This window comes from Corallococcus sp. AB011P (assembly GCF_003611605.1).
Classification (GTDB): domain Bacteria; phylum Myxococcota; class Myxococcia; order Myxococcales; family Myxococcaceae; genus Corallococcus; species Corallococcus coralloides.
The window spans coordinates 112,733-137,685 of record NZ_RAVX01000021.1 but is presented as its reverse complement, the minus strand read 5'-3'; the positions used below and the strand labels follow the sequence as shown (position 1 = coordinate 137,685).

Below are 24,953 nucleotides of genomic sequence, written 5' to 3'. Positions count from 1 at the left end.
CCTGTTCTTTTGTTCATGTAGGCACAGGCGTTTGCCGACGCGTCAAAACTCCCTGAAGGTTTGTTCAGGTCCGTTCGGGGGCGCTCGGGGAGGCGCAGAAAATGGCTGAAGGTTTGTTCAGGTCGCATTCAGTCAAAAACCGCGGTTAGGAAAAGAGGACCATGCGGCGACCACTCTTGCTGGCGACCTTCCTGGGGCTGGCGTGCCTGCGGACCGGCTGCAAGTCCAACTCGACCAACGCCCCCGAGCCCTCCCCTTCCATCCAGGACTCGGGCGTGGTGGACGCAGGCCCACAGCCTGTCACCTGGAACCTTCAGGCGGCGCAGGTCCAGGTTCCGGAGGGCATGCGAGGCGCTCCGTTCGATGTGCCGCGCTCCCTGAACATCCCATCAGGCATGTCGGTGTCGGTCTGGGCGCGGGTGCCGGGCGCGCGTTTCATCGCCTTCTCTCCGGAGGGCACCCTGCTCGTCTCCGTGCCCGGCCAGAACAAGGTGATGCAGGTGCGCCCCCGTGCGGGCCAGGCCCCGGAGGTGACGCAGTGGGCGGGAGGACTGGGCCGGCCCCACGACATCGTCTTCCACGAGCGCGACGGGCAGGTGTGGGTCTTCCTATCGGAGAAGGACCGCGTCACGCGCTCGCGCTGGACGCCCGGCGAGACGACGCGCGGCACGGTGGAGACCGTCGTCACGGGACTGCCGGACGCGTCCCTCCCGGAGCTGCACGGCGCCTACGGCCACGAGCTCAAGAACCTGGCGGTGGACTCGCGGCACCGCGTGTACGTGGCCATCGCGTCCACCTGCAACGTGTGCCTGAGCGACACCACCAGCGACCCGCTGCGCGGCGCCATCTACCGGTGGGACTGGAGCGGCGGCTCACGCGAGCTGTTCGCCCGGGGCCTGCGCAACGCGGAGGGGCTGGCGTGGGAGCCGGGCACCGACACGCTGTGGGTGGCGGTCAACAACCGCGACAACACGCCCTACCCGTTCCACATACCAGCCCACGGAGGAGGTGGACCTCGTCACGGGCTTCAAGAACCCGGACCTGAGCGTGTGGGGCCGGCCGGTGGACGTGGCCCTGGCCCCGGGTGGTGGCTTCATCGTCAGCGACGACCAGGCCGGAGCGCTCTACCGCATCGCCCCCACCGCCTGGCCGTAGCTCAGCGCGACTCGCCGCGCGCCAGCTTCTCCACGTAGTCCGCGGGCAGCCCGGCGCTCTTCGCGCCGCGCACCAGCGCCTCCACGAAGCGTGGGCTCACCGGCCCGTCCGACGACGCGCGGCGCGGGTTGGTCACGAACGCGGTGGCCTCCACCTCCTGGCCGTCCACGAGCACGCGCACCGTGCGCTCCACGCACATGCTGGTGACGAAGCCCTCCTTGTGCTGGACGATGGGCCAGTCCTTGCCGGGGATCTCGAAGAGCCGGCCGTACACGCGCGCTCCCGGCGCGTCCGTCAGGCCCGCCACCCGGCCGCCCCACCAGCGCGACGGGAAGTCGTAGACGAGGTCCACGTCCAGCGCCTCGGCGAGCCGGCCCTCTGGCAGCTCGAAGAAGCCGTAGCTGTGCTGCTGCTTCCACTCGTCGAAGGCGGCCCGGTCCAGGATGGTCGAGTACGCGAAGTAGCGCCGGGGCGAGTTCGCGTCCGCCTGCTCGCGCGCCTTCATCACCTGGTCGTAGTGCGAATCCATTGTGTGTCCTCCCGCCTTTACCGCTCGCCCTTGCGCGACAGGGCGCCGTCGCGGAACGCGCCCAGCACCCCGCCCACGTCCAGGCGCGACGTCTTGATGAACAGCCGCAGCGCGCGCTCCACGTGGTCGGCCAGCACGGCCATGCGCTCCAGCCGCCGCAGCTTCTCCGTCTGCACGCCGCCGGCGCCCTCCGCCAGCCGGCGCGCCTCGGACAGGTCCGCGCGGATGCGGGTGACGAAGGCCGCCTCGCGCTCCTCCACCACGTGCGTCACCATCCGCACCAGGTCCGTCTCCGCCGAGTAGCGCCACACCGTGTCCTGCGGCACGCGCACCCGCTGGACGACGCCCCAGTGCTCCAGGTCGCGCAGCAGCATGGACACGCCGCCCTTGGACAGGTCCAGCTCGCGCTCAATCTCACCGGCCGTCAGGGGCTCACCGCGCAGGTAGAGCAGGCCCCACACCCGGCCCTGGTTGCGCTTGAAGCCCCAGAACTCGATGACGTTGCCCACCGCCTCCACCGCGATGGCTTCCCATGGCGCCAGCCGGCCATTCTGCGGCGGCGCGACGGTCTTCTGGCTCCCGGGATCCCCCCCCGTCCACAGGTAGCCTTTCATGCAGCGCGCCCCTTCACCTGCTGCGCGATGCCCTCCGACAGCCGGTGCGCCCAGCTCATCAGCTCCGCGCCCGCGGCGTCATTCGCGAAGGGCCCCAGCTTGTCGAGCGCCGCTTCGATTTCGACGTTCATCATCTCCATGGACGCCTCCACCGCGCCGGTGGCCTCGATGGCGGCGCCAATCTCCCGGGTGCGCTCCGGGGTGATGACGGAGAACGCCCACGCGTCCTTGAGCTTGCGGCGCAGGGACTCGTCCCGCGACACCGCCAGCAGGATGGGCAAGGACGGCGTGCGCGAGTGCACGTCCGCGTACCGGGGCTTGCCCACGTCCGTGCCCAGGATGTCGCGGATGTCGTCGGCGATCTGGAACGCCACGCCCAGGTGCCGCCCGAAGGCGTCGAAGCGCGCCTGCGCCTCCGGCTGCTCCCCCAGCGTCGCCGCGGCCTTGCCGCACCAGCCGAACAGCGAACCCGTCTTGCCCTCGGCGATGTAGCGCAGCCGCGTGAGCGGCAGGTTCATGTCGCCGCGCGCCTCCACCTCCGCGATGGCCGCGCGGGTCATCTCCGTGACGATGGCCAGGCCGCTCTGCACCAGGCGCGCGTCCAAGAGGGACAGCCGCGACAGCGCCGTGGACAGGATGAGGTCGCCGCTCATCACCGCGACGATGTTGCCCCAGCGCGCGTTCACCGTCGGGCGGCCCCGGCGGAACATGCCCGCGTCCACCACGTCGTCATGCAGCAGGCTGGCCGAGTGGATCATCTCCGCCGCCACACCCACATCCACCAGCCGGCCGGCCGGCACCCCCACCACACCCCCGAACAGGCGGACGAGCATGGGGCGGGCCCGCTTGCCTCCGGCCCCCAGGCACAGGTGGCGCGCCGCATCCATCAGCGTATCGCCCTTCACGTCCGGCCCGACGTCGCCATCCGCGAGCAATTCGGTCAGACGCTGCTCCACCTGCCCCAAAAACTCCGTCAGCTCGTGAGCGACATCCATGTGCGCGGTCTCCTCCCGGGCCGTTCATATAGTTCAAGACCGCGTGAACTGCACCTGAATCCCTCCTGCCCACCAAGCGGGCGGACAGTCAGTGGAAAGCGACGAATAAGGCCGGTTGGTGTCCGGCCGGGCCCGGAGGACTCCTTGGAGGTCCGATTGAGAGGGAATGCGCGGCCATGGGAAACGAATCCCAGTGTCCGCCGCCCTCCGTCGCCGCCTCGTCCAGAGCTTCGCTTCCCTCGCCACCGGCGTCCCCCTCTTCCGCCCTGGCGCCTCGCTGCCCGGCTCGTCCGCGCCCCTCCTGGGGGCCCCTCCGCCCCCGGACGGCCACCGGGGCCCACCCCTGCACCGGCGCCTCCGCGCGTCGCTGAAGGTGTCCACCGTGGAGGGCATGTTCGCGGAGGTGTTCACCGCGTGCGCGGGTCCTACCGTGCTCACCGCGTGGGCCATCGCGCTGAAGCTGGGGCCCTTCCTGGTGGGCGTGATGACGGCGCTGCCGTTCTTCGCGCAGTTCGTGCAGTTCCCCGCCGCGTGGCTCACCCTCTGCTTCGGTCACCGGCGGGTGGCGCTGACGGCGGTGTGCCTGTCCCGCCTGGCCCTGCTGCCCATGGCGCTGTTGCCGTGGCTGGGCCTGTCCCTGGAGGGGCAGCAGCACCTGCTGCTCGCCGTGGCCGGGGCGTCCGCGGTGCTGGCGGTGGTGGGCAACAACGCGTGGGTGGCGTGGATGGGGGAGCTCGTCCCCGGCGCCGTGCGGGGCCGCTTCTTCGGCAAGCGCACCGCGCTCACCACGCTGATGGGCACCGGCGCGTCGCTCACCGCGGGCCTGCTGATGGACCGGCTGAAGGGGCTGGACGGGGTGGGGCTGGCGCTGCCCATGCTGGCGCTCGCCGCCTGCGTCATGGGCGTCGTCACCACGCTGATGATGGCCGCGCAGCATGACCCGGCGCCCCCGGGCACCGCGCCGAAGCTGGAGCTCAAGGCGGCGCTCCTGCCCTGGAAGGACGACGGCGCCCGGCGGGTGCTCCTGTACCAGGTGGCGTGGAACGCGGCGGTGGGCGTGTCCGCGCCCTTCTTCGCGCTGCACAGCCTGCAGAACCTCAAGATGACCTTCGTCATCATGGCCCTGCACGCGGCGGCGGTGGCGGGGGTGCGCGTGCTGACGGCGCCCCTGTGGGGCCGCGCCATCGACAGGCTGGGCGCGCAGCCGGTGCTGATGCTCTGCTCGCTGGGCATCAGCGCCATCCCCATGCTCTGGCTCCTGCCCTCCGCGGGGACGCTCTGGCCGCTCTTGTTCGACGTGCTCCTGGCGGGCGCGCTGTGGAGCGGCCACGGCCTGGCCATCTTCGCGCTGCCCCTCACGGTGGCGCCTCGCCACGGCCGGCCCTTCTACCTGGCGGCGTTCGCCACCGCGGGAGGCATGGCCTACGCGGCGGCGGCGGCCCTGGGCGGGGCGCTGGCGGCGCGCGTGCCCCAGCAGTTCATGCTGGGTGGCCACCTCTGGGTGAACCTGCACGTGCTCTTCGTCGTGTCGTCGGTGGCCCGGCTGGGGGCCGCCTTCCTCGCGGCCCGGGTGAACGAACCCGGCGCCGCCACCACGCGCACCGTGGCCCAGGTGGTGGAGCGGTTCCTGCCCCGCCTCCGCCCGGCTACAGCCGGTAGTCGCGCACCATCGCCGCCACGCGCTCCGACAGGAGCTTGAGCGACACGGCGGACTCACTGGTGGTGGCGATGCGCTTCACCGTGTCGCCCATCACCGTGTTGAGCTCGTTCACGGCGGTGAAGATCTGCTCGATGCCGGTGGCCTGCTGGTTCACCGTCTGCGAAATCTGACGGGCGGACACCACGCTGTCCCGCACGATGGAGGACAGCTGGCGCAGCGTGTCCCCGGACGTGCGCACCTGGGCCAGGCCCGCCTCCATGCGCTGCGTGCCCGCGGCCGTGATCTCCACCGTGGCGAAGATGGCGGCGCTGATGTCCGCCAGGATGCCGCGCACCTGGTTCGTCGCGCGGATGGACTGGTCGGCCAGGCCGCGGATCTCCCGGGCCACCACCGCGAAGCCCTTGCCGTGCTCCCCGGAGCGCGCCGCCTCGATGGCCGCGTTCACCGCGAGCAGGTGGGACTGGTCCGCCAGGTCCTTCACCGTCTCCGTGATGCCGGAGATCTGCTCGGTGCGCTCGCCCAGGGCCATGATGCGCTCGGCGATCTGCTCCACCTGCGCGCGCAGCGCCACCATCCCCTCGATGCTCTCGGTGATGGCGATCTCGCCCGTCTTGCCCAGCACCTCCGCGCGCTCCGCCACGTCGATGACCGTCTCCGCCGCGCGCGACGCCACCACCGACGTCTGGCGGATCTCCTGCGCCGTCACCTGCGTCTCCTGCAGCGCGGCGGCGTGGCGGGACACCATCTCGTTCTGCCGGCCCGCGGAGTCGTTCAGATGGTCCACCGAGCCGCGCAGCAGGTCCGACGAGCCCTGCAGCTGCTGCAAGAGGTCCTTCACCTTGGACACCATCAAGGAGAAGGCCTTCGACAGCTGCGCCACCTCGTCCGAGCCCTCCACGCGCACCGTCTCGCGCAGGTCGCCGTGCTCCGCGATGCGCTGGGCCGCCTCCGTCAGCTGCACCAGCGGCGCCGCCACCCGGCGCGCCAGCACGATGCCCACGACGACGAAGAGCGCGAGCGCCAGCACCATCACCACGCTCACCCCGGTGGTGATGGCCCGCACCTGCGCGCGCGCCGACGTGCGGTTGAAGCCCACGTGCACGGTGCCCGCCCCGTTCGCGAAGCGCGAGCTCACGTCCAAGAGCTCCGCGTCCCGCACGTAGAACGTCGCCTCACCCTGCGCGCGGCCCAGCCGGTCGCGCAGCTCCCGCATCGACGCGGCGTACTCGCCCGCCACCGCGCGCATCTGCCCCGTCCCGTCGAAGACGGCCACGTAGGCCACCTGGTGGTGGCGCACCGCCTGCTCCAGCACCGCCTGGAGCGCCTCCGTCTGGCCGCCGGGCATCGCCGCGGGCAGCGTGGCCGCCAGCGCCGCGGGCAGCGCACCTCCCACGTCCCGGCCCTGCGCCTCGAAGGCGGAGCTGACGCGCGGGATGAGGTAGCCGAAGAAGAGGACCGTGAAGAACAGCGCCACCAACAGCGGCGCCAGCGTGAGCTTCTGGGAAAGGGAGAGTCGCATCCGGGAGCGGCGCCAAATCCAGAGGAGGTCTGGGAAACGAAGCCCCCCTGGACCATCCAGTGAGGTGCCGCATTGTGGACATCCCAGAGGAGCCGGCGCAATGGCTGCGCGCATTCCAGCCCGTGAAAGTCAGACACCGCGCCCTGGGTAGCGACGAACCCGGGGCGCGGGCGTCATCCCGGCCGCGTCAGCCGGCCTTGCGGTTGTTGGACGGCGCGCTCTCGTCCCACTTCTCCATCAGGGTGTTGGACGGGAGGGTCTCATCCAGCAGCTTGCGCGCGGCCTCGGCGCCGGTGACGGGCAGGCCCTTGCGGTCAATCAGGCCCAGCTGAACGAGCACGGCGGCCTGATCCCAGTAGATGTGCTCGTGGTAGAGCTTGTCGCCGCGGAAGTTCACCACCGCCACGAAGGCCGCCTCCACGTACTTCCCTGTGGGCGGGATGCCCGGGAGCATCCAGTCCATCTCGATGTCGTGGGTGAAGCTGAAGATGAACTCGTCCACCACGCGGTCCGCGCCCACGGTGCGCGACAGCAGGGTCATCTTCGTGTCCTTGGGGTTGGCGTGCACGAAGTGGTTCTCGTAGAAGCGGTGCAGGTACTCCGCGCCCACGCCACCCGTCATCACCGGCACGCTGTTGACGTACGGGTGCGCCACCATGGTCTTCATGGTCGCGTCCGCGTCCCGGGCGGCGAACTCCAGCTCCGTGTGCTTGTCCCACAGCGCGGCCAGGTCGTAGCGCGGCCCCATCACGCGCTTGAGCAGCGCGAGGGTGCGCGTGTGCGCCGTCATCATCGAGGGCCGGTGCCAGGCCGGCGACCCCTCGCGGAAGAAGCCGTGGCGCACGCCCTGGTACACGTACAGCTCCACGTCGACGCTCACGTGCTGCTTCACCCGCGCCACCGCGGCCGGAGACACGAAGCCGTCCCACTCCGCGAAGTGGAGCACCATGGGGGCCGCGTTCTCACCGCCCTGCGCGAGCACGTCCTCCATGCCCGGCGCGCAGTAGGCCACCGCGCAGTCCACGTGCGCGTGCGCCGCCAGCTGCGCGGCCAGCGTCCCGCCCAGCCCGTAGCCCAGCGCGCCGACCTGCTTCTTTCCCCGGAGACCCACCACCTCCGGAAGCGAGCGCGCCCAGGCCACCACCGGCTTCAGGTCCACCTCCTCCGGCTCCCCTCGTGAGGCGAGGTCGGGCACCACCACCACGTAGCCCTCTTCACTGAAACGCTCGGCCATCAGCTTCAGGTGGGCGTTTCCCTCGAACGCCTCCACCATCAGCAGCAGCAGGGCCGGACCCGTTCCAGAGGCGGGGCGTCGCACCCACGCACGAATCGGGTCGCTTCCTTCCACGGGAATCCACGTCGAGTTGTCGTTCATTTGTCGCGCACCCTCCCCAAAGCGGACACATTTTACGTCCGGACGGACTGCCTCCCGGACGTCTGGCATTGTAGCAAACCCTCCACACACTTGCCTCATCTTATGAGAGGTTTTGATGTGGATGGATTGTTGTATGCCTTTTATGTGGAGTAATCAGCCACCACTGCAATGCACTGTCCGTGACGCGAACGGCCTTGTGTCTCACGCCGTCATCGGCGTGGAGACGCCCGCGCACGCGGAGTGCGCGCGTGTCTCAACCAAAGCCTGACGCGGAAGACAGAGAGAGAAGATCGTACCGACGTCCGGGGTCGATTCCACCCGGAGGGTGCCGCCGTGGGTCTCCACGATGCTACGCGCGATGTAGAGCCCCAGGCCCAGGCTCTCGCGCTGGCCCGGGCCGTCGCCTCGGCGGAAGGGCTGGAAGAGCGTGGGCAGGAGGTGCGCGGGGATGGGAGTCCCGGCGTTCTGGACCTCCAGATGGACGGTGTCCGCGCCCTGTTCATAAGTGCGCAGACGCACGGGGGTGTCTCGCGGGCTGTACTTGAGCGCGTTGTCCAGGAGGTTGGCCACCACCTGCGCCAGCCGGTCCAGGTCCCACACACCCGGGAGGCTGTCGCGGGCGAAGTCACACTGGATGGAGCGCTCCGGTTTCGCCGCGCGCAGCTCGTCCACGAGCTTGCGGCACAGCTCGTTGAGGTCGCCCGCGCCCGGCACCACCGGGATGCCTCCGCCCACGCGCGCGCGGGTGAAGTCCAGCAGCTGATCCACGATGCGCTGGATGCGCTCGCCGCCCCGGGCCACGCGCTCGAAGGCCTTGCGCTGGGCGTCCGGCAGCAGCTCGCGCGACAGCTCGATGTTGGCCGTGGTGAGGATGGCCGCGAGCGGCGTGCGGATGTCGTGCCCCACGATTCCCACCAGCTGCTGCTCGAGCTCCGTCGCGCGCTGCAGCTCCTCCTCCACGCGCCGGCGCTCCGCCAGCTCCAGCGCCTGCTGCCGCAGCTTCTCTCCGCGCAGGTACAGCTCCACGAACACGGCCACCTTGGCGCGCAGGATGTCCGGGTCCACGGGCTTGAGCAGGTAGTCCACCGCGCCGTATTCGTAGCCGCGCGTGACGTAGGCGGCCTCGCGGCTGAGCGCGGTGATGAAGAGGATGGGCAGGTGCTTCGTGCGCTCGCGGGTGCGCACCAGGCGCGCCGTCTCCAGGCCGTCCAGCCCCGGCATCCGCACGTCCATCAGCACGCACGCGTACTCGTCCAACAGCAGCGCCTTCAGCGCCTCGTCGCCAGAGCACACCGACACCACCTGCTGGCCGAGCGGCTCCAGGATGGCCTCCAGGGCGAGCAGGTTCGCCGGCGTGTCGTCCACCAGGAGGATGCGCGCGCGAGGCGTCTCGGGCGATTCATTGGCGCGGCGGTGGGACAGGCCGGAGACGGCGGTGAGCACGGGCGTCCTGGGAACGGAAGGCGTCAAGGAGGCGTTCACTCGGGCGTTTGGGGTGGAGCGGCTCAGCGGGCCAGCACGAAGCCAGCGCCACGTGGGTCCGACGGATGTCGAGCGCCCGCTTCCAACACGGCCTCTTCGTCACCTTGTTCCCTGCACCTGTATTCAAAAGCCACAGCAAGACAGGAATTCGTAATCAAAACTGACCCGTTGCAATTCCTGTCAGGGGCGTAGACTCCGCGCACATGACGCTCCCGGCTCTTCACACCCTCCTGCTCGGTCCCACTGACTTGCGCGCGCTCGTGGAAGGCGTGGGTCTGGACGTCCTGATGGACGAGCTCATCCAGGCGCTCACCGTGGCGCTGCGGGAGCTGGACGAATCCGTCCTGCAGATCCCCAAGCGGGAGGGCTTCCAGGTGACGGGCGGCTCGCGGCCCTCCGGGACGATGGGCTGGATGCCCGCCCTGCGGCGCGGGGACAGCCTGACCGTGAGGGTGTCCGCCTCCCTCCCCAGCAACCGGGGAGACTCCGGGCTGCCCACCCTGGTCGCGTCCCACAGCGTCCATGACGTGAAGACGGGCCACCTGGTGGCGGTGATGGACGGCGTGTTCGCCACGGCGCTGCGCACCGGCGCGGCGTCGGCGGTGGCCAGCCGCTATCTGGCGCATCCGGACAGCCGGGTGCTGGGGCTGGTGGGCTGTGGCGCGCAGGCCGTGTCTCAGTTGCATGCGCTCAGCCGCGTGTTCCGGTTGGAGCAGGTGCTGGTGCACGACATCGATCCGGACGCGGCGCGCTCCTTCGTGCGGCGCGTGGCGTTCCTGGGGTTGGACGTGCGGCCCACGCTGCTGCCGGACCTGGAGACGCGTTCGGACATCCTCTGCACCGCGACCACCGTCGCTCCGGGCGCCGGGGCCGTCATCTCCGGCCACGCGCTCCAGCCGCACGCGCACGTCAACGCGGTGGGCTCGGACCAGCCGGGCAAGGCGGAGCTGCCGCTGGCGCTCTTGCGACGCAGCCTTGTCGTGCCGGACTTTCCCGCGCAGGCGCGCCTGGAGGGCGAGTGTCAGCAGCTCCACCCGGACCAGATTGGCCCGGACCTGGCCACGGTGGTGCAGCAGCCGGAGGAGTTCGAGGGCTGGCGCGAGCGCAACACGGTGTTCGACTCCACCGGCCACGCGCTGGAGGACCACGTGGTGACGCGCCTGCTGTTGGACCACGCGCGGCGCATGGGCCTGGGCACCCTGGTGGCGCTGGAGGCGCTGGGTGGGGACCCGTTGGATCCGTACTCGCAGGTGCGGCCGGACGTGGCCGGACGCGCCGAGTCGCCGCGCCGCGCCGCCGGCAGCTGACAGGCCCGGGGACAAACGCGGACAGCCCCGCCCCGATGCCCGGCCTCCACGCCGGACGTCGGGGCGGTTTCGTTTCACTCCCGGCACACAACTTCCAGCACACGCCGCCGATAATCGCGAAAGCAGCAGCTATCCACTATTCCTGGAATCGTACACCATGACCGTCCGAGCCCCGACCACCCGCGCCACCGCCAACGCGCCCGCGAGCACCGCCGCCACGGCCCCCCGCACCGCCGCTCCCGCGCGCGCGGCGGCCGCGTCCACGGCCCTCACGGCGCCGCCGGCCGGCCTGGGCAAGGGTGACTCCGGTGCGAAGGTGAAGCAGCTGCAGCAGGGGCTGGTGAAGCTGGGCTACATGACCCAGGCGCAGATGAACACGGGCACCGGCTCCTTCGGGCCGGCGACCGAAGCGGCGGTGAAGAAGTTCCAGGCGGACAACAAGATCTCCGCCACCGGCTACTACGGGACGCAGACGGCGGCGGCGCTGGCGAAGGCGCTCAAGACGACGACGCCTCCGCCCACGGAGCCCGGGAAGTTCACCAAGCCCGCGGTCATCAGCGCGCCCTCGCCCAACAGCGACTCGCGCAACGGCGCGGACATCGACACCATCGTGCTGCACCACACCGGCACCAACAACGGCTCCGGGGACCTGTCGTGGATGCGCAACAAGGACAGCAAGGTGTCCGCGCACTACATGCTGGACCGCGATGGGAAGATCTACCAGCTGGTCGGCGACACCAAGCGCGCGTGGCACGCGGGCAAGGGGGAGCTGCACGGCGTGCCCACGGACGTGAACGCGCGCTCCATCGGCATCGAGATCGTCAACGACGGCAGCGGCAAGACGGCCTTCACCGACGCGCAGTACAAGGCGCTGACGCAGCTCGTGGGCTACCTGAAGCAGGAGCACGACGTGCCCGCGAAGAACATCGTCGGGCACAAGGACGTGGCCGTGCCCAAGGGCCGCAAGGACGACCCGGCGGCCAACTTCGACTGGTCCCGGCTGCGCAAGGGCATTGGCGGCTGAGCAGCGCTCCTCGCGCCGCCCGCCCTGCCCTCACGGCGTGTGCACTTCCACTGGAGCGTGATAGAAGACCGCTCCAGTGCTCCGACTCTGGCTCTTCATCTGCCTGATGCTGCTCGCTCCCATCGGGGGCGGGCTCGCGCATGCCTTCGGGCCGGCGCAGCAGGCGGAGACGTGCCTCACGGGCTGCGCGGATGACGACGCGCAGGGCCAGTGCGCCCCCACCTGCGTGGACTGCGCCTGCTGCACGCACTCGAGGCCCCTGGCCGTCGCCGTGCCGTTGCCGGGCCTCATGGGCTCCCTGTTCCGGGAGCCCCCCATCACGCCCGAAGCCCTGGAGCCGTCCTCCGCCGAAGCGGATGACATCCTGCACGTCCCCATAGTTCCTCTCGCTTAAGGCCCGCGTCCGCCGTCGTTCGCACGCGCCCGCCACCGGTGTGCCCGGCCTCCTGCCCGGGTGCATGGGTGCGCGCGGCCGCCTTCCGAAGAGGTCTTCTTCCGTGTCCATCCGTTCCGCGACGGCCGCCCTCGGGTTGGCCGCCGTCCTGCTCTGGCCGCGCCCCGGTGGCGCGGACCCATCCCGCATCACCCTCCAGGACGTCTTCGCCCTGGCGCGCGAGCACGCCCCGGCGCTGGTCGAGGCCCGGGCCCGCGTGCGCGCCGCCCAGGGGCCCCTGGCGAGCGCCGCGCCGCTCTTGCGCGAGAACCCCCAGCTCGACGTCCAGGTGGGCCCGCGCCGGCTCCCCAATGGCGACTACGGCCTGGATCTCGCGTTGGGCCTGTCGCAGCCCTTGGAGTTGGGCGGCAAGCAGGGCCTGCGGCGCGAGGCGGCGCGCGCGGGCCTGTCCATGGAGGAGGCCCGCCTGCGCGACGCGGAGCGGCTCCTGCTGGGGGACGTGGCCGCCGCCTACCTGCGCCTCCTGCATGCCGGGGAGCGGAAGAAGCTGGTGGACGCCGCGGCGGAAGCGGCGGCGCGCACCGTCCAGGCCACGGAGCGGCGCTACGCGGCCGGTGACGTTCCGGCCGTGGACGTGAACGTGGCGAAGGTGGCGCACGCCCGGGCCCGCGCCGAGCTCCAGGTCGCGGCCGGCGAAATCCACGCGCTGCGGGAGGAGCTGGAGGTGCGCGTGGGCTCCCGCGCGAGGCCCATGGTCACCTACGACGATGATCTGCGGTCGCTCGCGAGGGCGCCCGTCCGCGAGGTGCCGGACGGCGCCGGAGCGCGCGCGGACCTGGTGGCCCTGGCGCAGGAGCAGGTCCAGGCGAAGGCCGCCGCGACGCTGGGCCGGCGCCAGGTGCTGCCGGACGTGACGGTGGGCGCGCGCTACCAGAAGGAGGCGGACGAGACGGTGTTCCTGGGAACGCTCAGCGTGCCCCTGCCCCTCTTCGCCCGAGGCCAGGAAGCGCGCCTCGTGGGCGAAGCGGATGCAGCCCGCGCCGAACAGGAGCTCGCCGCCGCGCGCACCGTCGTGCCCGCCCAGGTCCAGGCCGCGAGATTCCGCTACCGCGCGAGCCTTGGCGCACTCGGGGTCCTGGAGGAGGTGCTGCCGCTCCTGGACGACAACGAGGCGCTGGCGCAGCGCTCCTATGACGCCGGGGAGATGGACCTCGCGGCCTTCCTCCTCGTCCGTCGCGACACGTTGGAGGCGCGGGCCGCGTGGCTCGAGGGCCTGCTGCGATTGGCCCTCGCCCGGGTACAGCTCGAAGTGGAAACCGGAGTCCTGCCATGAAGCCCACCCTGATGCTGCTGTCCGTCCTCGTGGGCCTCACCGCCTGCAAGTCCTCCAAGGTGGAACACGGCGACGCGCACGAAGACGGGCACGGCGAGGCAGCCGAGGAGAAGCTGCACGTCGAGTCCGGGGACGTCATCCACGTGCACGTCCCCCAGGAGATGCTCCGCGACCTGCGCGTCACCACCGCGAAGGTGGAGGCCCGCCCGGGTGGTGAGAGCGTCACCGCGCTGGGCGAGCTGACCTTCAGCGAGGACGCCTACGCGGAGGTGTCCTCGCCGGTCTCCGCGCGTGTGGCCTCCGTCGCCGTGACGACGGGCCAGGCCGTGAAGCAGGGCCAGCGGCTGGCGGAGCTCCAAAGTCCGGAGCTGGGCCGCGCCCGCGCGAACCTCCAGGCCACCCAGGCCCGCGCCACCGCCGCCCGGCAGGCCGCGGACCGCAAGCGCACGCTGGCCGACGAGCGCATCGTCGCGCGCAAGGACGTGCAGGCCGCTGAAGCGGACGCCGCCGCCGCGGAGGCGGAGGTCGCCGCCGCGAAGGCCGCGCTCACGGCGTTGGGCGCGGCCGGGGGTGACGGCACGTCCGGCTTCGTGCTCAAGGCGCCCATCGACGGCACCGTCGTGGAGCGCACCGCACGGCTGGGGCAGATGGCGGATCCCTCGCAGCCGCTCTTCCGCGTCGGTGACCTGTCGTCGCTGTGGCTCATCGTCCACGCGTTCGAACGGGACGCCGTGCGCCTGATGCCCGGCGCGGACGCGCGCGTCACCTTCGCCGCGTTCCCGGGCCAGGAGTTCACCGCGAAGGTGGGCCACGTGGGGCAGCGGGTGGATCCCCACAGCCGCACCATCCCCGTGCGCCTGGAGCTGGACAACGGCAAGGGGCTCCTGCGGCCGGGCATGTCCGCGTCCGCGTCCATCCCGCTGGGGGATCCAGGCGCCACGCTCACGGCCGTGCCCGCGGCGGCGCTCCAGCGGCTGGAGAACGGCTGGGTGGTGTTCCTGCCCACGCCGGAGGCCGGCGTCTTCGAGCAGCGCGAGGTGGGCCGGGGCCGCAGCCTGGGCACGCAGGTGGAGGTCCTGAAGGGGCTTTCCGTGGGCGACGAGGTAGTGGTGGACGGCGCGTTCCTGCTCAAGGCCGAGGTGGAGAAGTCCCAGGGCGGAGGTGACGAGCATGGGCACTGATCCGCGCACGACGCTGCCGGGGCGCATCCTCCGCGCTTCCTTCTCACGGCCCGGGCTGACGGTGCTCGTCGTCCTGGCGCTGGCGGCCTTCGGCACGATGGCGCTCCGCAACCTGCGCCAGGACGTGTTCCCGGATCTGTCCGCGCCCATCTTCAACGTCATCGTGCAGAACCCGGCCATGGGCGCCGAGGAGCTGGAGACGGCGGTGGCCATCCCCATGGAGGTGGCGCTGGCGGGACTGCCCGAGGTGCGCCGCATCCGCTCCACCTCGCAGCTGGGCGTCACGCAGGTGACGGTGGAGTTCGAACCGGACGCGGACTACTTCCGCAGCCGCCAGTACGTGGCGGAGCGCGTGGCGCAGGCGGCGGGCGAGCTGCCGCCCGGCACCGACACGCCGCTCGTGTCCAGCCTCACCGGCCGGCTCAATGAAGTCTTCGAGTTCACGTTGGAGGCGGAGCCCGGCAGCGCGGACCTGATGGCGCTGCGCGACCTGGCGGAGTTCGACATCAAGAACCGGCTGCTCGCGGTGCCCGGCGTCGCGGGTGTGGAGCGGCTGGGCGGCTACCTGCGCCAGTTCCAGGTGCTGCTGGATCCGGATCAACTGGTGGCGCGAGGCATCACCCTGGACGAGGTGCAGCACGGCCTGGAGGGCGCCAGCGTCAACGCGTCCGGAGGCTTCGTCACGCAGGGCCCCATGGAGTGGGCCGTGCGCGCCGTGGGCCGGGCGGAGTCGGTGGAGGACCTGAACAACACCGTGGTCGCGCTTCGGGACGGGACGCCCGTGCTGCTGGGAGACGTGGCGGACGTGCGCGAGGCCCCCGCGCCGCGCCGGGGCATGGCGCACCGGCTGGAGGGCGAGGTGGTGAGCTGCCGCGTGAGCAAGCAGTTCGGCGCGGACACCGTGCGGGTGGCCGAGGGCGTGCGCGCGGCCATCGACGAGCTGCGACGCTCGCTGCCGCCGGGCGTGCGGCTTCGCGTCGTCTACGACCAATCAGAGCTGGTGGGCTCCGCGCTGGGAGGCGTGGGCCGGGCCATCCTGCTGGGCGCGTTCCTGGTGGTGGGCGTGCTCTTCCTGCTGCTGGGGGACTGGCGCGCGGCGCTCATCGTCACGCTCACCCTGCCCTTGTCGCTGGCGCTGGCGGGACTGCTGCTCAAGGCGGCGGGCATCGGGTTGAACACGATGACGCTGGGAGGGCTGGCCATCGCGGTGGGCCTGCTGGTGGACGCGGCCATCATCGTCGTGGAGAACATCATCCACGACCTGCGCGAGGGCAAGGGGCGCCGCCCGGTGCGCGACGAGGCGCTGGCGGCGGCGATGGAGGTGGGCCGCCCCATCGCCTTCGCCACGCTCATCGTCGTCTCGGTGTTCATCCCGCTCTTCGCGATGACGGGCATCGAGGGCCGCATGTACCAGCCGCTCGCGGCGGCGGTGGTGGCGTGCCTGGCCGCGTCGCTCGCGCTGGCGCTCACGCTGGTGCCGGTGGTGTCAGGGCTGCTCTTGCGCGCGCCTCGCGAGGACTCGCCGGAGGACGTGTGGCTCATCCGCAAGGTGAAGGTCGCGTACGCGCCGCTCCTGGACAAGTGCATGCGCCACGCGGGCCTGGTGCGCGTGGTGGCGCTGGCCATCACCGTGCCCGCGCTGGGCCTGGCCTTCATGGTGGGCAGCGACTTCATGCCCCGGCTGGACGAGGGCGCGTTCCTGCTCCAGACGGTGCTGCCGCCGGAGGCGTCACTGGAGGAGGTGGATCGCCTCAACCACCGCGTGGAGGACGTGCTGCGCGAGTTCCCGGAGGTGGAGGACGTGGTGCGCCGCACCGGCCGCGCCGAGCGCACCGAGGACCCGATGCCCCACACCCTGTCCGACGTGCTGGTGGTCCTCAAGAAGGACACGCTCGGGGACCGCGAGGCGCTGGAGTCGCGGATGCGCGAGGCGGTGCAGAAGGTGCCCGGCGTGTCGGTGCTCTTCACCACGCCGCTGGGGATGCGCATCGACGAGGGGCTGGGAGGCAGCCCCGCGGACCTCTCCGTGCGCGTCTTCGGGCCGGACCTGGACACGCTTTCGGAGCTCGCGGAGCGCACGCGCGCGTTGATGTCGAAAGTGGATGGCGTGGAGGACCTGCGGGTGGAGCGGCTGAGCGGCCTGCCGCAGCTGCGCATCGCGGTGAACCGCGCGGCGGTGGCCCGCGTGGGACTGACGCCCGGGGACGTCATCCGGGCCGTCCGCGTGGGGCTCGTGGGTGAGGAGTCCACGCAGATCCTGCGGGGCCAGCGCCGCTACGACCTGGTGCTCCGGCTGGCGGATCACCGCCGGGGTGACGTGAACGCCATCCGCAACCTGCTGGTGGACGGGCACGACGGCACGCGCATCCCGCTGAGCCAGCTGGCCACCATCGAGGAGACCTCCGGCGCGGGGAGCGTGCGCCGCGAGGCCGGCAGCCGGCGCATCGCGGTGGAGGCGGGCGTGTCCGGCCGAGACCTGGGCAGCACGGCGGCGGAGGTGCGGGAGGTGCTGGCCACGCAGCTGAAGCTGCCCACGGGCTACTTCGTGGACGTGGGCGGCAAGGTGGAGAGCCAGGAGCGCGCGGCGCAGGCGCTGACCGTGGCCATCGCCCTGGCGCTGCTGGCGGTGTTCGTCCTGCTGTACCTCGCGCTGGACTCCGTTGCGGAGGCGCTGGTCATCCTGGCGACGCTGCCGGACGCGTTCGTGGGCGGCATCCTCGCGCTGCTGCTCGCGGGTGAGACGTGGAACGTGTCCAGCCTGGTGGGCCTCATCGGCCTGTTCGGCATCGCGGTGCAGAACGGCCTGGTGCTCGTGGCGCAGACGAAGGACCTGATGGGCCGGGGCAAGCCCTTCGCGGAGGCCGTGCGCGAGGCGAGCCTCGGCCGCGTACGGCCCAAGCTGATGACCGCGGGCACGGCGATCCTGGGGTTGCTGCCGCTGCTGGTGTTGCCGCTGCACGGGACGGAGATTGAACGTCCGCTCGCGGTGGTGATGGTGGGCGGGCTCGTCACGTCCACCCTCTTCACGCTGCTGGCCCTGCCCACGTTCTACGCGCTGGTGCACGGGTTCCAGGAGCGACTCGCGGCGCGCAGGGCCGCGCGAAAGGTCCCGGCATGAGCCTGTCACCGGAAGCGATGGACGCGCTGCTGCGCCATCACCATGCGTTCCTCGCGTTCCTCACGCCGCGCGTGGGAAGCCAGGAAGCAGCGCGCGAGGTGCTACAGGCCGCGTTCGTGAAGGGCATGGAACAGGGAGGCTCGCTGCGCGAGGAGCAGAGCGCGGTGGCCTGGTTCTACCGGCTCCTGCGCAACGCGCTGGTGGACCGCCACCGGCGGGGCCAGCGGGATGTCTCCACGCTGGAGTCCCTGGCCCACGAGCAGCCGCTGTCCTCCGAGGACGCCAACGGCCTGGAGGCGACGGTGTGCGGCTGCGTGGCGGGGCTCGCGGGGACGCTCAAGCCCGAGTACGCGGAGGCCGTGCGCCGGGTGGACCTGGAGGGGCTCACCGTGGCCACGTACGCGCAGGAGGCGGGCATCTCCGCCAACAACGCCGCCGTGCGCCTGCACCGCGCCCGGAAGGCCCTGGGCGAGCAGCTGGTGGAGCTGTGCGGCCATTGCTGCGCTCAGGGCTGCGTGGACTGCGACTGCGCGCCCGCGTGAAAAATCAGCTGTAAGAGCGCGCGGGGCCGGGCGTCAGCGTGGGGGAACGCAGTTGGAGGTCACCCATGGACGTCGCCACCTTCACCCGGCCGGCCCTGCCCGCCGCCACCCTCGCCTTCCTCCTCTTCGCCATGGTGTTGCCGTCGGTGCGCCTGCGCCGCCGCACGGGCCGCCCGGCGCTGGTGCTGCACCGCTCCGGCCCGCCGCTCCAGCGGGTCATCGGCGTGGGCATGGCGCTGTTCATGGGGGCCATCGTGCTTTGGAGCGCGGCGCACCTGGCCCTCGGTGAGCAGGCGTTGGGCGTGTGGCACGTCCCCGGCGCGCTCCGGTGGAGCGGCTGGGCCCTGGTGGCCGTGGGGTTCGTCTTCACCGTGCGGGCCCAGGTGGAGATGGGCGCGTCGTGGCGCATCGGCATCGACTCGGATCGGACGGAGCTGGTGACGGGAGGCCTCTTCGGCGTCGTGCGCAACCCCATCTTCAGCGGGATGCTCGTCGTGGTGACGGGCATGGCGCTCGCGACCCCGAGCGCGTGGACCGTGATGGGCTGGCTCGACTACGTGCTGCTGGTGTCGCTCCAGGTGCGGCTGGAGGAGGACCACCTGCTCCGCCTGCACGGCGACACCTATCAGCGCTACGCGGCGCGCGTGGGCCGCTTCATCCCCGGTGTGGGGCGGCTGGAAGCGGCCGGCCTGGGCGCCGCGCCGCGCATCACAGTGTGACGTTGGCGGTCACACCTCGCACGAAGCGCCCATGCGAGCGTGTTCCTTCGGACGCCGTCATTCCGTGGGGTTGCGATACATGACGCCGTGGCCCGGCCCTTGCTCGACAGGAGCCGGTGTCCTGGCTGCCGTACAGGCACATCCTTCTTCGAGGTCTCGTGTGCATTGGAAATCCCCCTGGCTCCTCGCGGTTCTGCTGCTCGGTGGCTGCGCGTCCATCCAGAAGGAGCGCGGCCACATGGAAGTGGCGGCGCTCGTGGAGGAGCGAACGGGCTTGAAGACGCGTTGGAACCAGGGGACGCCAGAGGACGCGCAGGTGCGGCAACACCTGGATGCCCTGCTGGCCGGCGACCTCACGTCGGACCGCGCGGTGGAGGTGGCGCTGCTCAACAACCCCGCGCTCCAGGCGACGTACGAGGAGCTGGGCGTGTCCCAGGCGGACATGGTGCAGGCCGGGCTGCTCACCAACCCGTCCTTCGACGGGAGCATCGGCTTCCCGCTGTCCTCGGACGGCATCACCGAGACCGAGTTCTCCATCGTCCAGAGCTTCGTGGACCTCTTCACGCTGCCCCTGCGCAAGCGTGTGGCGAAGGAGCAGTTCCAGGCGGACACGCTGCGCGTCGCGCACGAGGCGCTGGCCACCACGGCGGAGGTCCGCCAGGCGTTCACGGAGGTGCAGGCCCGGCAGCAGTTGGTCGCGCTGCGCCGCGAGGTGTTCCAGGCCGCGGACGCGGCGGCGGACCTTTCCAACCGGCAGCGCGCCGCGGGCAACATCACGGTGCTGGCCCTGGCCACCGAACAGGCCTCGCTGGAGCAGGCGCGGTTGGAGCTGGCCCAGGATGAGCTGGCGCTGGTCGAAGCGCGTGAACACCTCACCCGCCTGATGGGCCTGTACGGCGCGAGGGTCCAGTGGACGCTGGCGCAGAAGCTGCCGGAGGTCCCCGCCGCCGAGTCCTCGCTGGAGCGCCTGGAGACGCTGGCCATCGAGCAGCGGCTGGACATCGACGCGGCCCGCAAGCAGACGTCGCTGTTGTGGAACGCGCTGGAGCTGGCGCGCAGCACGCGCTTCTTCGGCCGCGTGGAGGTGGGTGTGCACACGCACCGCGACGCGAACGGGCCGCGGCTGCTGGGCCCCACGCTGTCGCTGGAGCTGCCCATCTTCGATCAACGCCAGGCACTCATCGCGAAGCTGGAGGCGCAGCACCGCCAGGGCGAGAACCGGCTGACGGAGCTGGCCGTCAACGCCCGCTCGGAGGTGCGCGCGGCGAGGGCGAAGCTGGTGACGCTGCGGAACATGGCGGAGCGCTACCAGAAGGTCGTGCTCCCGCTGCGCACCACCATCGTCGAAGAGTCTCAACGCCAGTACAACGCCATGCAGATCGGCCTTCCCGCCCTCCTCCTCGCGCGACGCGAACAGGTGGAAGCCTGGAGGGCGTACCTGGAGACGGTCCGCGACTACTGGATGGCGCGGGCCGACCTGGAGCGGCTCGTGGGCGGACGTCTGCCCACTGTCGCCGCGCCCGCCCCCACGCCCACTCCCACTCCTTCTCCCGAGCCCACCCATGAGCACCATGAATCCCACTGACGAAACCCAGGGCCCCTCCGAGGACACGCAATCCGAATCTCCCTCGCTCACGCGCCGCGGGCTGCTCGCGCGCACGGGCGCGACGCTGGCGACGGGCGCCCTGCTGATGCACGGCCGCGCCGCGCAGGCGCAATCCAGCGTGCCCGGCGCGAAGGGCCCGCGCGAAGCGTCCACGGCGGGCCACGGCTACCGTCCCGTCGTCGTGCCCAACGGCGCGAAGCTGCCGTGGAAGAACGTGGGCGGCGTGAAGGTGTTCCACCTGGTGGCCCAGGAGGTGGAGCACGAGTTCGCGCCCGGCCTCAAGGCCACGTGCTGGGGCTACAACGGCCACGTGCACGGCCCCACCATCGAGGTGGTGGAGGGCGACCGCGTGCGCTTCTACGTCACGAACCGGCTGCCCGCGTCCACGACGGTGCACTGGCACGGCGTCCTCCTCCCCAGCGGCATGGACGGCGTGGGGGGGCTGAACCAGAAGGCCATCGCGCCGGGAGAGACGTACCGCTACGAGTTCACGGTGCGTCAGTCGGGCACGTGCATGTATCACTCGCACCACGACGAGATGACGCAGATGGCCCTGGGCATGGTGGGCCTGTTCATCATCCACCCGCGCAAGCCGGTGGGCCCGCGAGTGGACCGCGACTTCGCCATCATGCTGCACGAGTGGCGCATCGACCCGGGGACGATGCGTCCGGACCCCAACGAGATGACGGACTTCAACATCCTGACGATGAACGCGAAGGCGTTCCCGGGAACGGAGCCGCTGGTGGTGCGCAAGGGCGAGCGGGTGCGGATCCGCTTCGGCAACCTGAGCGCGATGGACCACCACCCCATCCACCTGCACGGCTTCCAGTTCCGCATCACGGAGACGGACGGAGGCCGCATCCCGGAGAGCGCTCAGTTGCCGGAGACGACAGTGCTGGTGCCCACGGGGAGCACGCGCACCATCGAGTTCGTGGCGGATGAACCCGGGGACTGGGCCATGCACTGCCACATGACCCATCACGTGATGAACCAGATGGGCCACGGCCTGCCGAACATGGTCGGCGTGACACCCGGAAACCTGGACGCGAAGGTGCGCCCGTTGCTGCCCGGCTACATGACCATGGGACAGACGGGCATGGGGGACATGGCGGGCATGCACCACATGCCCATGCCCGCGAACTCCATCGCCATGGTCGGCGGCAAGGGCCCCTACGACGAGATCACCATGGGAGGCATGTTCACGATCCTCAAGGTGCGCGACCGGCTGGAGGGAGATGGCGATCCGGGTTGGTACACGCCGCCGTCGGGGACGCTGGCGCAGCTCGCCCACGCGGACGAGCTGCGCCGGGACGGCATCGACGTGGAGGCTCGTTAGCGTTACGACGAGCCCCATGACGAACGGCTTCTGTTGGTACGAGCTGCGGTCCCCCAGCCCCAACGAGGCGCGGCGTTTCTACGCGGGCGTCCTGGGAACGGAGGTCGCGCAGGAGATCTCCCTCCTGCCCGCGGCCGCCGCTGCGCGCGGTGCCCCGAGTCACTGGCTGGGGCACATCCACGTCCCCGACGTGGAATCCTCCGTGCAGCGCTTTGTCGCGCTCGGAGCGGAGCGGCTCGGGCCACCCCGGAGGTCCACGGAGGGTGTCGCCTCCACCGTGCTGCGGGATCCCCTGGGGGCTGTCATCGCCCTGACCTGCCGGACCGGGCGGGAGGTGCACCGCGAGTTGGCGTGGCACGAGCTGCACACGGCCGACCACGTCCGCGCCTTCGCCCACTACAGCGACCTGTTCGGCTGGCGGCCCACGGAAGCCCTCCAGCTGTCTCCCGAGGTCGGGACGTATCAACAGTTCACGTGGCGCGAGGATGGGCGCAACGTGGGAGCGGCCTGCGGCACCGCGCGCCTCCCGCACATCCATCCGCACTGGCTCTTCTATTTCGCGGTCGACGACCTGGACCGGGCGCTCGCCGCGGTCGTCGAAGGTGGAGGGCTCGTGGCCAACGGCACGCACGTCATGCCCGATGGAACACGCGTCGCCCCGTGCGAGGACCCGCACCGGGCCGCGTTCGGCCTGCGTCAGGCGCCGTAACATGAAGCCCAGTTCAGCTTTACAGGCTTGATGGAGTAGATTCGGGCCTCCCCCGGAGGCCCCCATGACCGCCCCTCTGCCGACGCTGGAACGCCTTCCTCGCGGAGCGCTCACGTTGTTCCGCATCCGGGCACTCCTGCGCATGGGCATCTACGGTGGAATCGCGTTTGCCGTGGCGCTGGGGTTGAACGTCGCGGGCAACGAGCACTGGCCGTTCCTGCTGCCATGCGCGGTGGTGCTGGGATTGAGCGTGTTGACGGCGTGGTATCCGCAGCGCGCGCACGAGCGCTGGGGCTGGGCGCTGCGCGATCACGATCTGGTCATCTCCCACGGCGTGCTCTTGCATGAGGTGGTGTCCATCCCGGCGGGGCGCATCCAGCACGTGGACGTGCACCAGGGCCCCATCGAGCGGTCGCTGGGGCTCGCGCGCCTGCAGATCTACACGGCTGCGGGCAGTGGCGCGGACGGAGAGATTCCCGGCCTGACGCGTGAGACCGCGGACGCCCTGCGCGAGCGGTTGGTGCGGCGCGAGGCCGACGATGTTGTCTGAGCCGGTGGCACTGGCCGCCCCGGAGGAGGTGCCCTGGAAGAGGCTGAGCGCGAAGGCGCCGCTCGCGGCGTTGGTGCCCCTGTCGGCGACGGTTGGCCGCATGCTCATGGGCGCACTGCTGCCCACGTACTTCGCGGGTGAACGCGGCCTGCCGGTGGTCCTCTGGGTGATCGTGCTCAGCATCGCGGTACTGCTGCTCGCCGCCGGGCTCTACGAGGTGGCCACGACGAGCTATCGCGTGATGGGCGCGCAGCTGGAGATCCGCTCGGGCATCTTCACGCGCACCTCCCGTTTCATCGAAGCCGCGCGGGTGCAGAACACGGAGGTCTTGCAGCCCTTCGTGTCGAAGCTGCTCGGGCTGGTGGAGGTGAAGGTGGAGACGGCCTCCGGAGGCAAGGCGGACGGCCATCTGCGAGGGCTGGCGCCAGAGGACGCACAGGCGTTGATCCACGCGCTCCAGACGGTCAGGGCCGAAGGCACCGCGGCGGTGCTCCTGCCCGGCGAGTCAGCCCCGGAGGAGCGTGTGCTCTCCGAGGCCCACCTGGGAGGCCTGCTGCTCTACGGCGCGACCGCGCTGGGGTTGGGCGTCATCGCGGTGGTGATGGGCGCTCTGCATGAAATCACGGAGACCTTCCACAAGCTGCTGCTGCCCTGGATGGAGGCCCACTGGGACGCGCTGGCGGCACCGGGCATGGGCTGGTTGGCCGCGACGGTGGCGGCGCTCGCGGGGTTGTTCGGCCTGTGGCTGGTGAGTGGCGCGCGAGCGGTGTTGCAGTTCCATGGCTTCCGGCTGGTGGACACGGGCACGCACCTGCGAGCGGTGGGCGGGCTGATCACCCGCCGGCAGGTGACGGTGCGGCGGGCGCGCATCCAGCAGGTGGTGCTGGATGAACCCTTCCTACGCCGCACGCTGGGCTTCGGTTCGCTGGAGGTGGAGACGGCGGGCGTCCGCACGGGCAGGGAGTCCGCCGATCGCGCGGAGCTGCTGGTGCCGGTGGTGCCCACGGCGCGAATGCCGGAGTTGCTGCGGGAGTTCGTGCCGGAGCTGCCCGACGCCATGCCCTTCCAGCGGGCGCATCCCAAGGCACTCCTGCGGGCGCGGATCCGCGCGGTGGGCCTGAGCGTGCTGGTGGCGGCGCCAGCGACCTGGTTCTGGGGAGCAGGGGGCGCGGTGGCGTGGCTGCTGTTGCCTGCCCAGCTGTTGGGAGCCTGGTTCGACTGGCGCTTCCAGGGATGGCTCATCACGGAAGCCCTGGTGGTGGTGCGCCAGGGCTTCTGGCGAAGACGCACGACGGTGGTGCAGCGCTCGCGCATCCAGTCCGTCCGCGCGAGACAGGGGCCGCTGGAGCGCGGCTACGGCATCGGACACGTGCGCATCGACGTGGCGGGTTCGCACGTCATCCTGCCTGGCGTGGGCTGGGAGGAAGCCCAGTCGCTCATCGACGTGCTCCCGGCCCGGCGTCCCGCGCGTCACAGCTCGCCTGTACGGCTTCCCGGATAGGCCTACGCCCCCCGTTGCTTCAACCGCAGGATGGAGTCATTGACCTCCAGGACATCCAACGTCTGGGCTGGATGGACGTCTCCGTCGAAGAGGATCCGCAGGCGACCATTCCCCTCGTCCGTCCATCTTCCGCGGAGGGGCTGCGCGGCGTCACCCCGGCCAACTGTCCACTCGATGAATGAGCCATCAGGCCCGAACTCGATGCCGCCGCGGCCACGGGCCCGCGGAAACACATGGTCCGCTGGCCTGTACACCGCCGCGCCGGGGGCATCCTCCTCGAAGGAGTGCCCCCAGCGACGGAAGA

Annotated in this window: 21 protein-coding genes; 15 read left to right on the top strand and 6 right to left on the bottom strand. The window is 71.1% G+C overall.

The window, feature by feature from the left end:
* The first annotated feature begins 161 nt into the window (after positions 1 to 161).
* The gene (locus D7X30_RS34525; RefSeq protein WP_147443393.1) at positions 162 to 1,193 is read left to right on the top strand and encodes a sorbosone dehydrogenase family protein; all 1,032 of its coding nucleotides are present in this window, start codon (positions 162 to 164) and stop codon (positions 1,191 to 1,193) included.
* On the opposite strand, the gene D7X30_RS34520 is transcribed toward D7X30_RS34525, so the two are convergent.
* From D7X30_RS34520 to D7X30_RS34510, 3 genes are read right to left on the bottom strand one after another with little or no spacing between them, the layout of a single operon-like run.
* Positions 1,157 to 1,684 (bottom strand): gamma-glutamylcyclotransferase, encoded by a 528-nt coding sequence (locus D7X30_RS34520; RefSeq protein ID WP_120567223.1) that lies wholly within the window; start codon positions 1,682 to 1,684, stop codon positions 1,157 to 1,159. The genes D7X30_RS34525 and D7X30_RS34520 overlap by 37 nt on opposite strands.
* Positions 1,685 to 1,701: 17 nt before the next feature.
* A complete protein-coding gene (locus tag D7X30_RS34515; protein WP_120567222.1) occupies positions 1,702 to 2,298 on the bottom strand; it encodes a GbsR/MarR family transcriptional regulator in 597 nt (198 codons plus the stop codon).
* Entirely contained in the window at positions 2,295 to 3,293 is a 999-nt protein-coding gene (locus tag D7X30_RS34510; RefSeq protein WP_120567221.1) for a polyprenyl synthetase family protein, read from the bottom strand. Before D7X30_RS34510 ends, D7X30_RS34515 begins: the two co-directional genes overlap by 4 nt.
* A 166-nt stretch (positions 3,294 to 3,459) precedes the next feature.
* On the opposite strand from D7X30_RS34510, the gene D7X30_RS34505 reads away from it, so the two are divergent.
* Positions 3,460 to 4,992 (top strand): MFS transporter, encoded by a 1,533-nt coding sequence (locus D7X30_RS34505; RefSeq protein ID WP_120567220.1) that lies wholly within the window; start codon positions 3,460 to 3,462, stop codon positions 4,990 to 4,992.
* On the opposite strand, the gene D7X30_RS34500 is transcribed toward D7X30_RS34505, so the two are convergent.
* From D7X30_RS34500 to D7X30_RS43715, 3 genes are all read right to left on the bottom strand, one after another.
* Positions 4,940 to 6,472, bottom strand: coding sequence for a methyl-accepting chemotaxis protein (locus D7X30_RS34500; protein ID WP_120567219.1), 1,533 nt, complete (start codon positions 6,470 to 6,472; stop codon positions 4,940 to 4,942). The genes D7X30_RS34505 and D7X30_RS34500 overlap by 53 nt on opposite strands.
* Positions 6,473 to 6,659: 187 nt before the next feature.
* Positions 6,660 to 7,847: an alpha/beta fold hydrolase gene (locus tag D7X30_RS34495; RefSeq protein ID WP_233591972.1), complete on the bottom strand. Its 1,188-nt coding sequence runs from the start codon at positions 7,845 to 7,847 to the stop codon at positions 6,660 to 6,662.
* Between the two features lie 201 nt (positions 7,848 to 8,048).
* Positions 8,049 to 9,317: a hybrid sensor histidine kinase/response regulator gene (locus D7X30_RS43715; RefSeq protein ID WP_304984744.1), complete on the bottom strand. Its 1,269-nt coding sequence runs from the start codon at positions 9,315 to 9,317 to the stop codon at positions 8,049 to 8,051.
* 215 nt (positions 9,318 to 9,532) lie between these two features.
* On the opposite strand from D7X30_RS43715, the gene D7X30_RS34485 reads away from it, so the two are divergent.
* The 13 genes from D7X30_RS34485 to D7X30_RS34425 all read left to right on the top strand — a co-directional run bounded on the left by D7X30_RS34485 (position 9,533) and on the right by D7X30_RS34425 (position 24,649).
* Positions 9,533 to 10,636: an ornithine cyclodeaminase family protein gene (locus D7X30_RS34485; RefSeq protein WP_120567217.1), complete on the top strand. Its 1,104-nt coding sequence runs from the start codon at positions 9,533 to 9,535 to the stop codon at positions 10,634 to 10,636.
* A gap of 157 nt (positions 10,637 to 10,793) precedes the next feature.
* Positions 10,794 to 11,660 carry an N-acetylmuramoyl-L-alanine amidase gene (locus D7X30_RS34480; RefSeq protein WP_120567216.1) on the top strand — a complete coding sequence of 289 codons (867 nt, stop codon included), beginning with the start codon at positions 10,794 to 10,796 and terminating at the stop codon, positions 11,658 to 11,660.
* A 76-nt stretch (positions 11,661 to 11,736) separates the two neighbouring features.
* Positions 11,737 to 12,054 (top strand): hypothetical protein, encoded by a 318-nt coding sequence (locus D7X30_RS34475; RefSeq protein ID WP_120567215.1) that lies wholly within the window; start codon positions 11,737 to 11,739, stop codon positions 12,052 to 12,054.
* Between the two features lie 103 nt (positions 12,055 to 12,157).
* A complete protein-coding gene (locus D7X30_RS34470; RefSeq protein WP_233591971.1) occupies positions 12,158 to 13,387 on the top strand; it encodes a TolC family protein in 1,230 nt (409 codons plus the stop codon).
* Positions 13,384 to 14,568, top strand: coding sequence for an efflux RND transporter periplasmic adaptor subunit (locus tag D7X30_RS34465; protein WP_120567213.1), 1,185 nt, complete (start codon positions 13,384 to 13,386; stop codon positions 14,566 to 14,568). Before D7X30_RS34470 ends, D7X30_RS34465 begins: the two co-directional genes overlap by 4 nt.
* On the top strand, positions 14,558 to 17,686 hold the full coding sequence (locus D7X30_RS34460) for an efflux RND transporter permease subunit (protein ID WP_120567212.1): 3,129 nt from the start codon (positions 14,558 to 14,560) through the stop codon (positions 17,684 to 17,686). Before D7X30_RS34465 ends, D7X30_RS34460 begins: the two co-directional genes overlap by 11 nt.
* Positions 17,683 to 18,228 carry an RNA polymerase sigma factor gene (locus D7X30_RS34455; protein ID WP_120567211.1) on the top strand — a complete coding sequence of 182 codons (546 nt, stop codon included), beginning with the start codon at positions 17,683 to 17,685 and terminating at the stop codon, positions 18,226 to 18,228. Before D7X30_RS34460 ends, D7X30_RS34455 begins: the two co-directional genes overlap by 4 nt.
* A 65-nt stretch (positions 18,229 to 18,293) precedes the next feature.
* Positions 18,294 to 18,947 (top strand): isoprenylcysteine carboxylmethyltransferase family protein, encoded by a 654-nt coding sequence (locus D7X30_RS34450; RefSeq protein WP_120567210.1) that lies wholly within the window; start codon positions 18,294 to 18,296, stop codon positions 18,945 to 18,947.
* Between the two features lie 160 nt (positions 18,948 to 19,107).
* Positions 19,108 to 20,532, top strand: a complete 1,425-nt coding sequence (locus tag D7X30_RS34445; RefSeq protein ID WP_233591970.1) for a TolC family protein — start codon at positions 19,108 to 19,110, stop codon at positions 20,530 to 20,532.
* The gene (locus D7X30_RS34440; RefSeq protein ID WP_120567209.1) at positions 20,510 to 21,889 is read left to right on the top strand and encodes a multicopper oxidase family protein; all 1,380 of its coding nucleotides are present in this window, start codon (positions 20,510 to 20,512) and stop codon (positions 21,887 to 21,889) included. The genes D7X30_RS34445 and D7X30_RS34440 overlap by 23 nt, the downstream gene beginning before the upstream one ends.
* A gap of 16 nt (positions 21,890 to 21,905) precedes the next feature.
* Positions 21,906 to 22,598, top strand: coding sequence for a VOC family protein (locus D7X30_RS34435; protein WP_158619440.1), 693 nt, complete (start codon positions 21,906 to 21,908; stop codon positions 22,596 to 22,598).
* Between the two features lie 64 nt (positions 22,599 to 22,662).
* Complete coding sequence (locus D7X30_RS34430; RefSeq protein WP_120567207.1) at positions 22,663 to 23,148, top strand: PH domain-containing protein; 486 nt, start codon at positions 22,663 to 22,665, stop codon at positions 23,146 to 23,148.
* On the top strand, positions 23,138 to 24,649 hold the full coding sequence (locus tag D7X30_RS34425) for a PH domain-containing protein (RefSeq protein WP_120567206.1): 1,512 nt from the start codon (positions 23,138 to 23,140) through the stop codon (positions 24,647 to 24,649). Before D7X30_RS34430 ends, D7X30_RS34425 begins: the two co-directional genes overlap by 11 nt.
* Positions 24,650 to 24,953 lie beyond the last annotated feature (304 nt).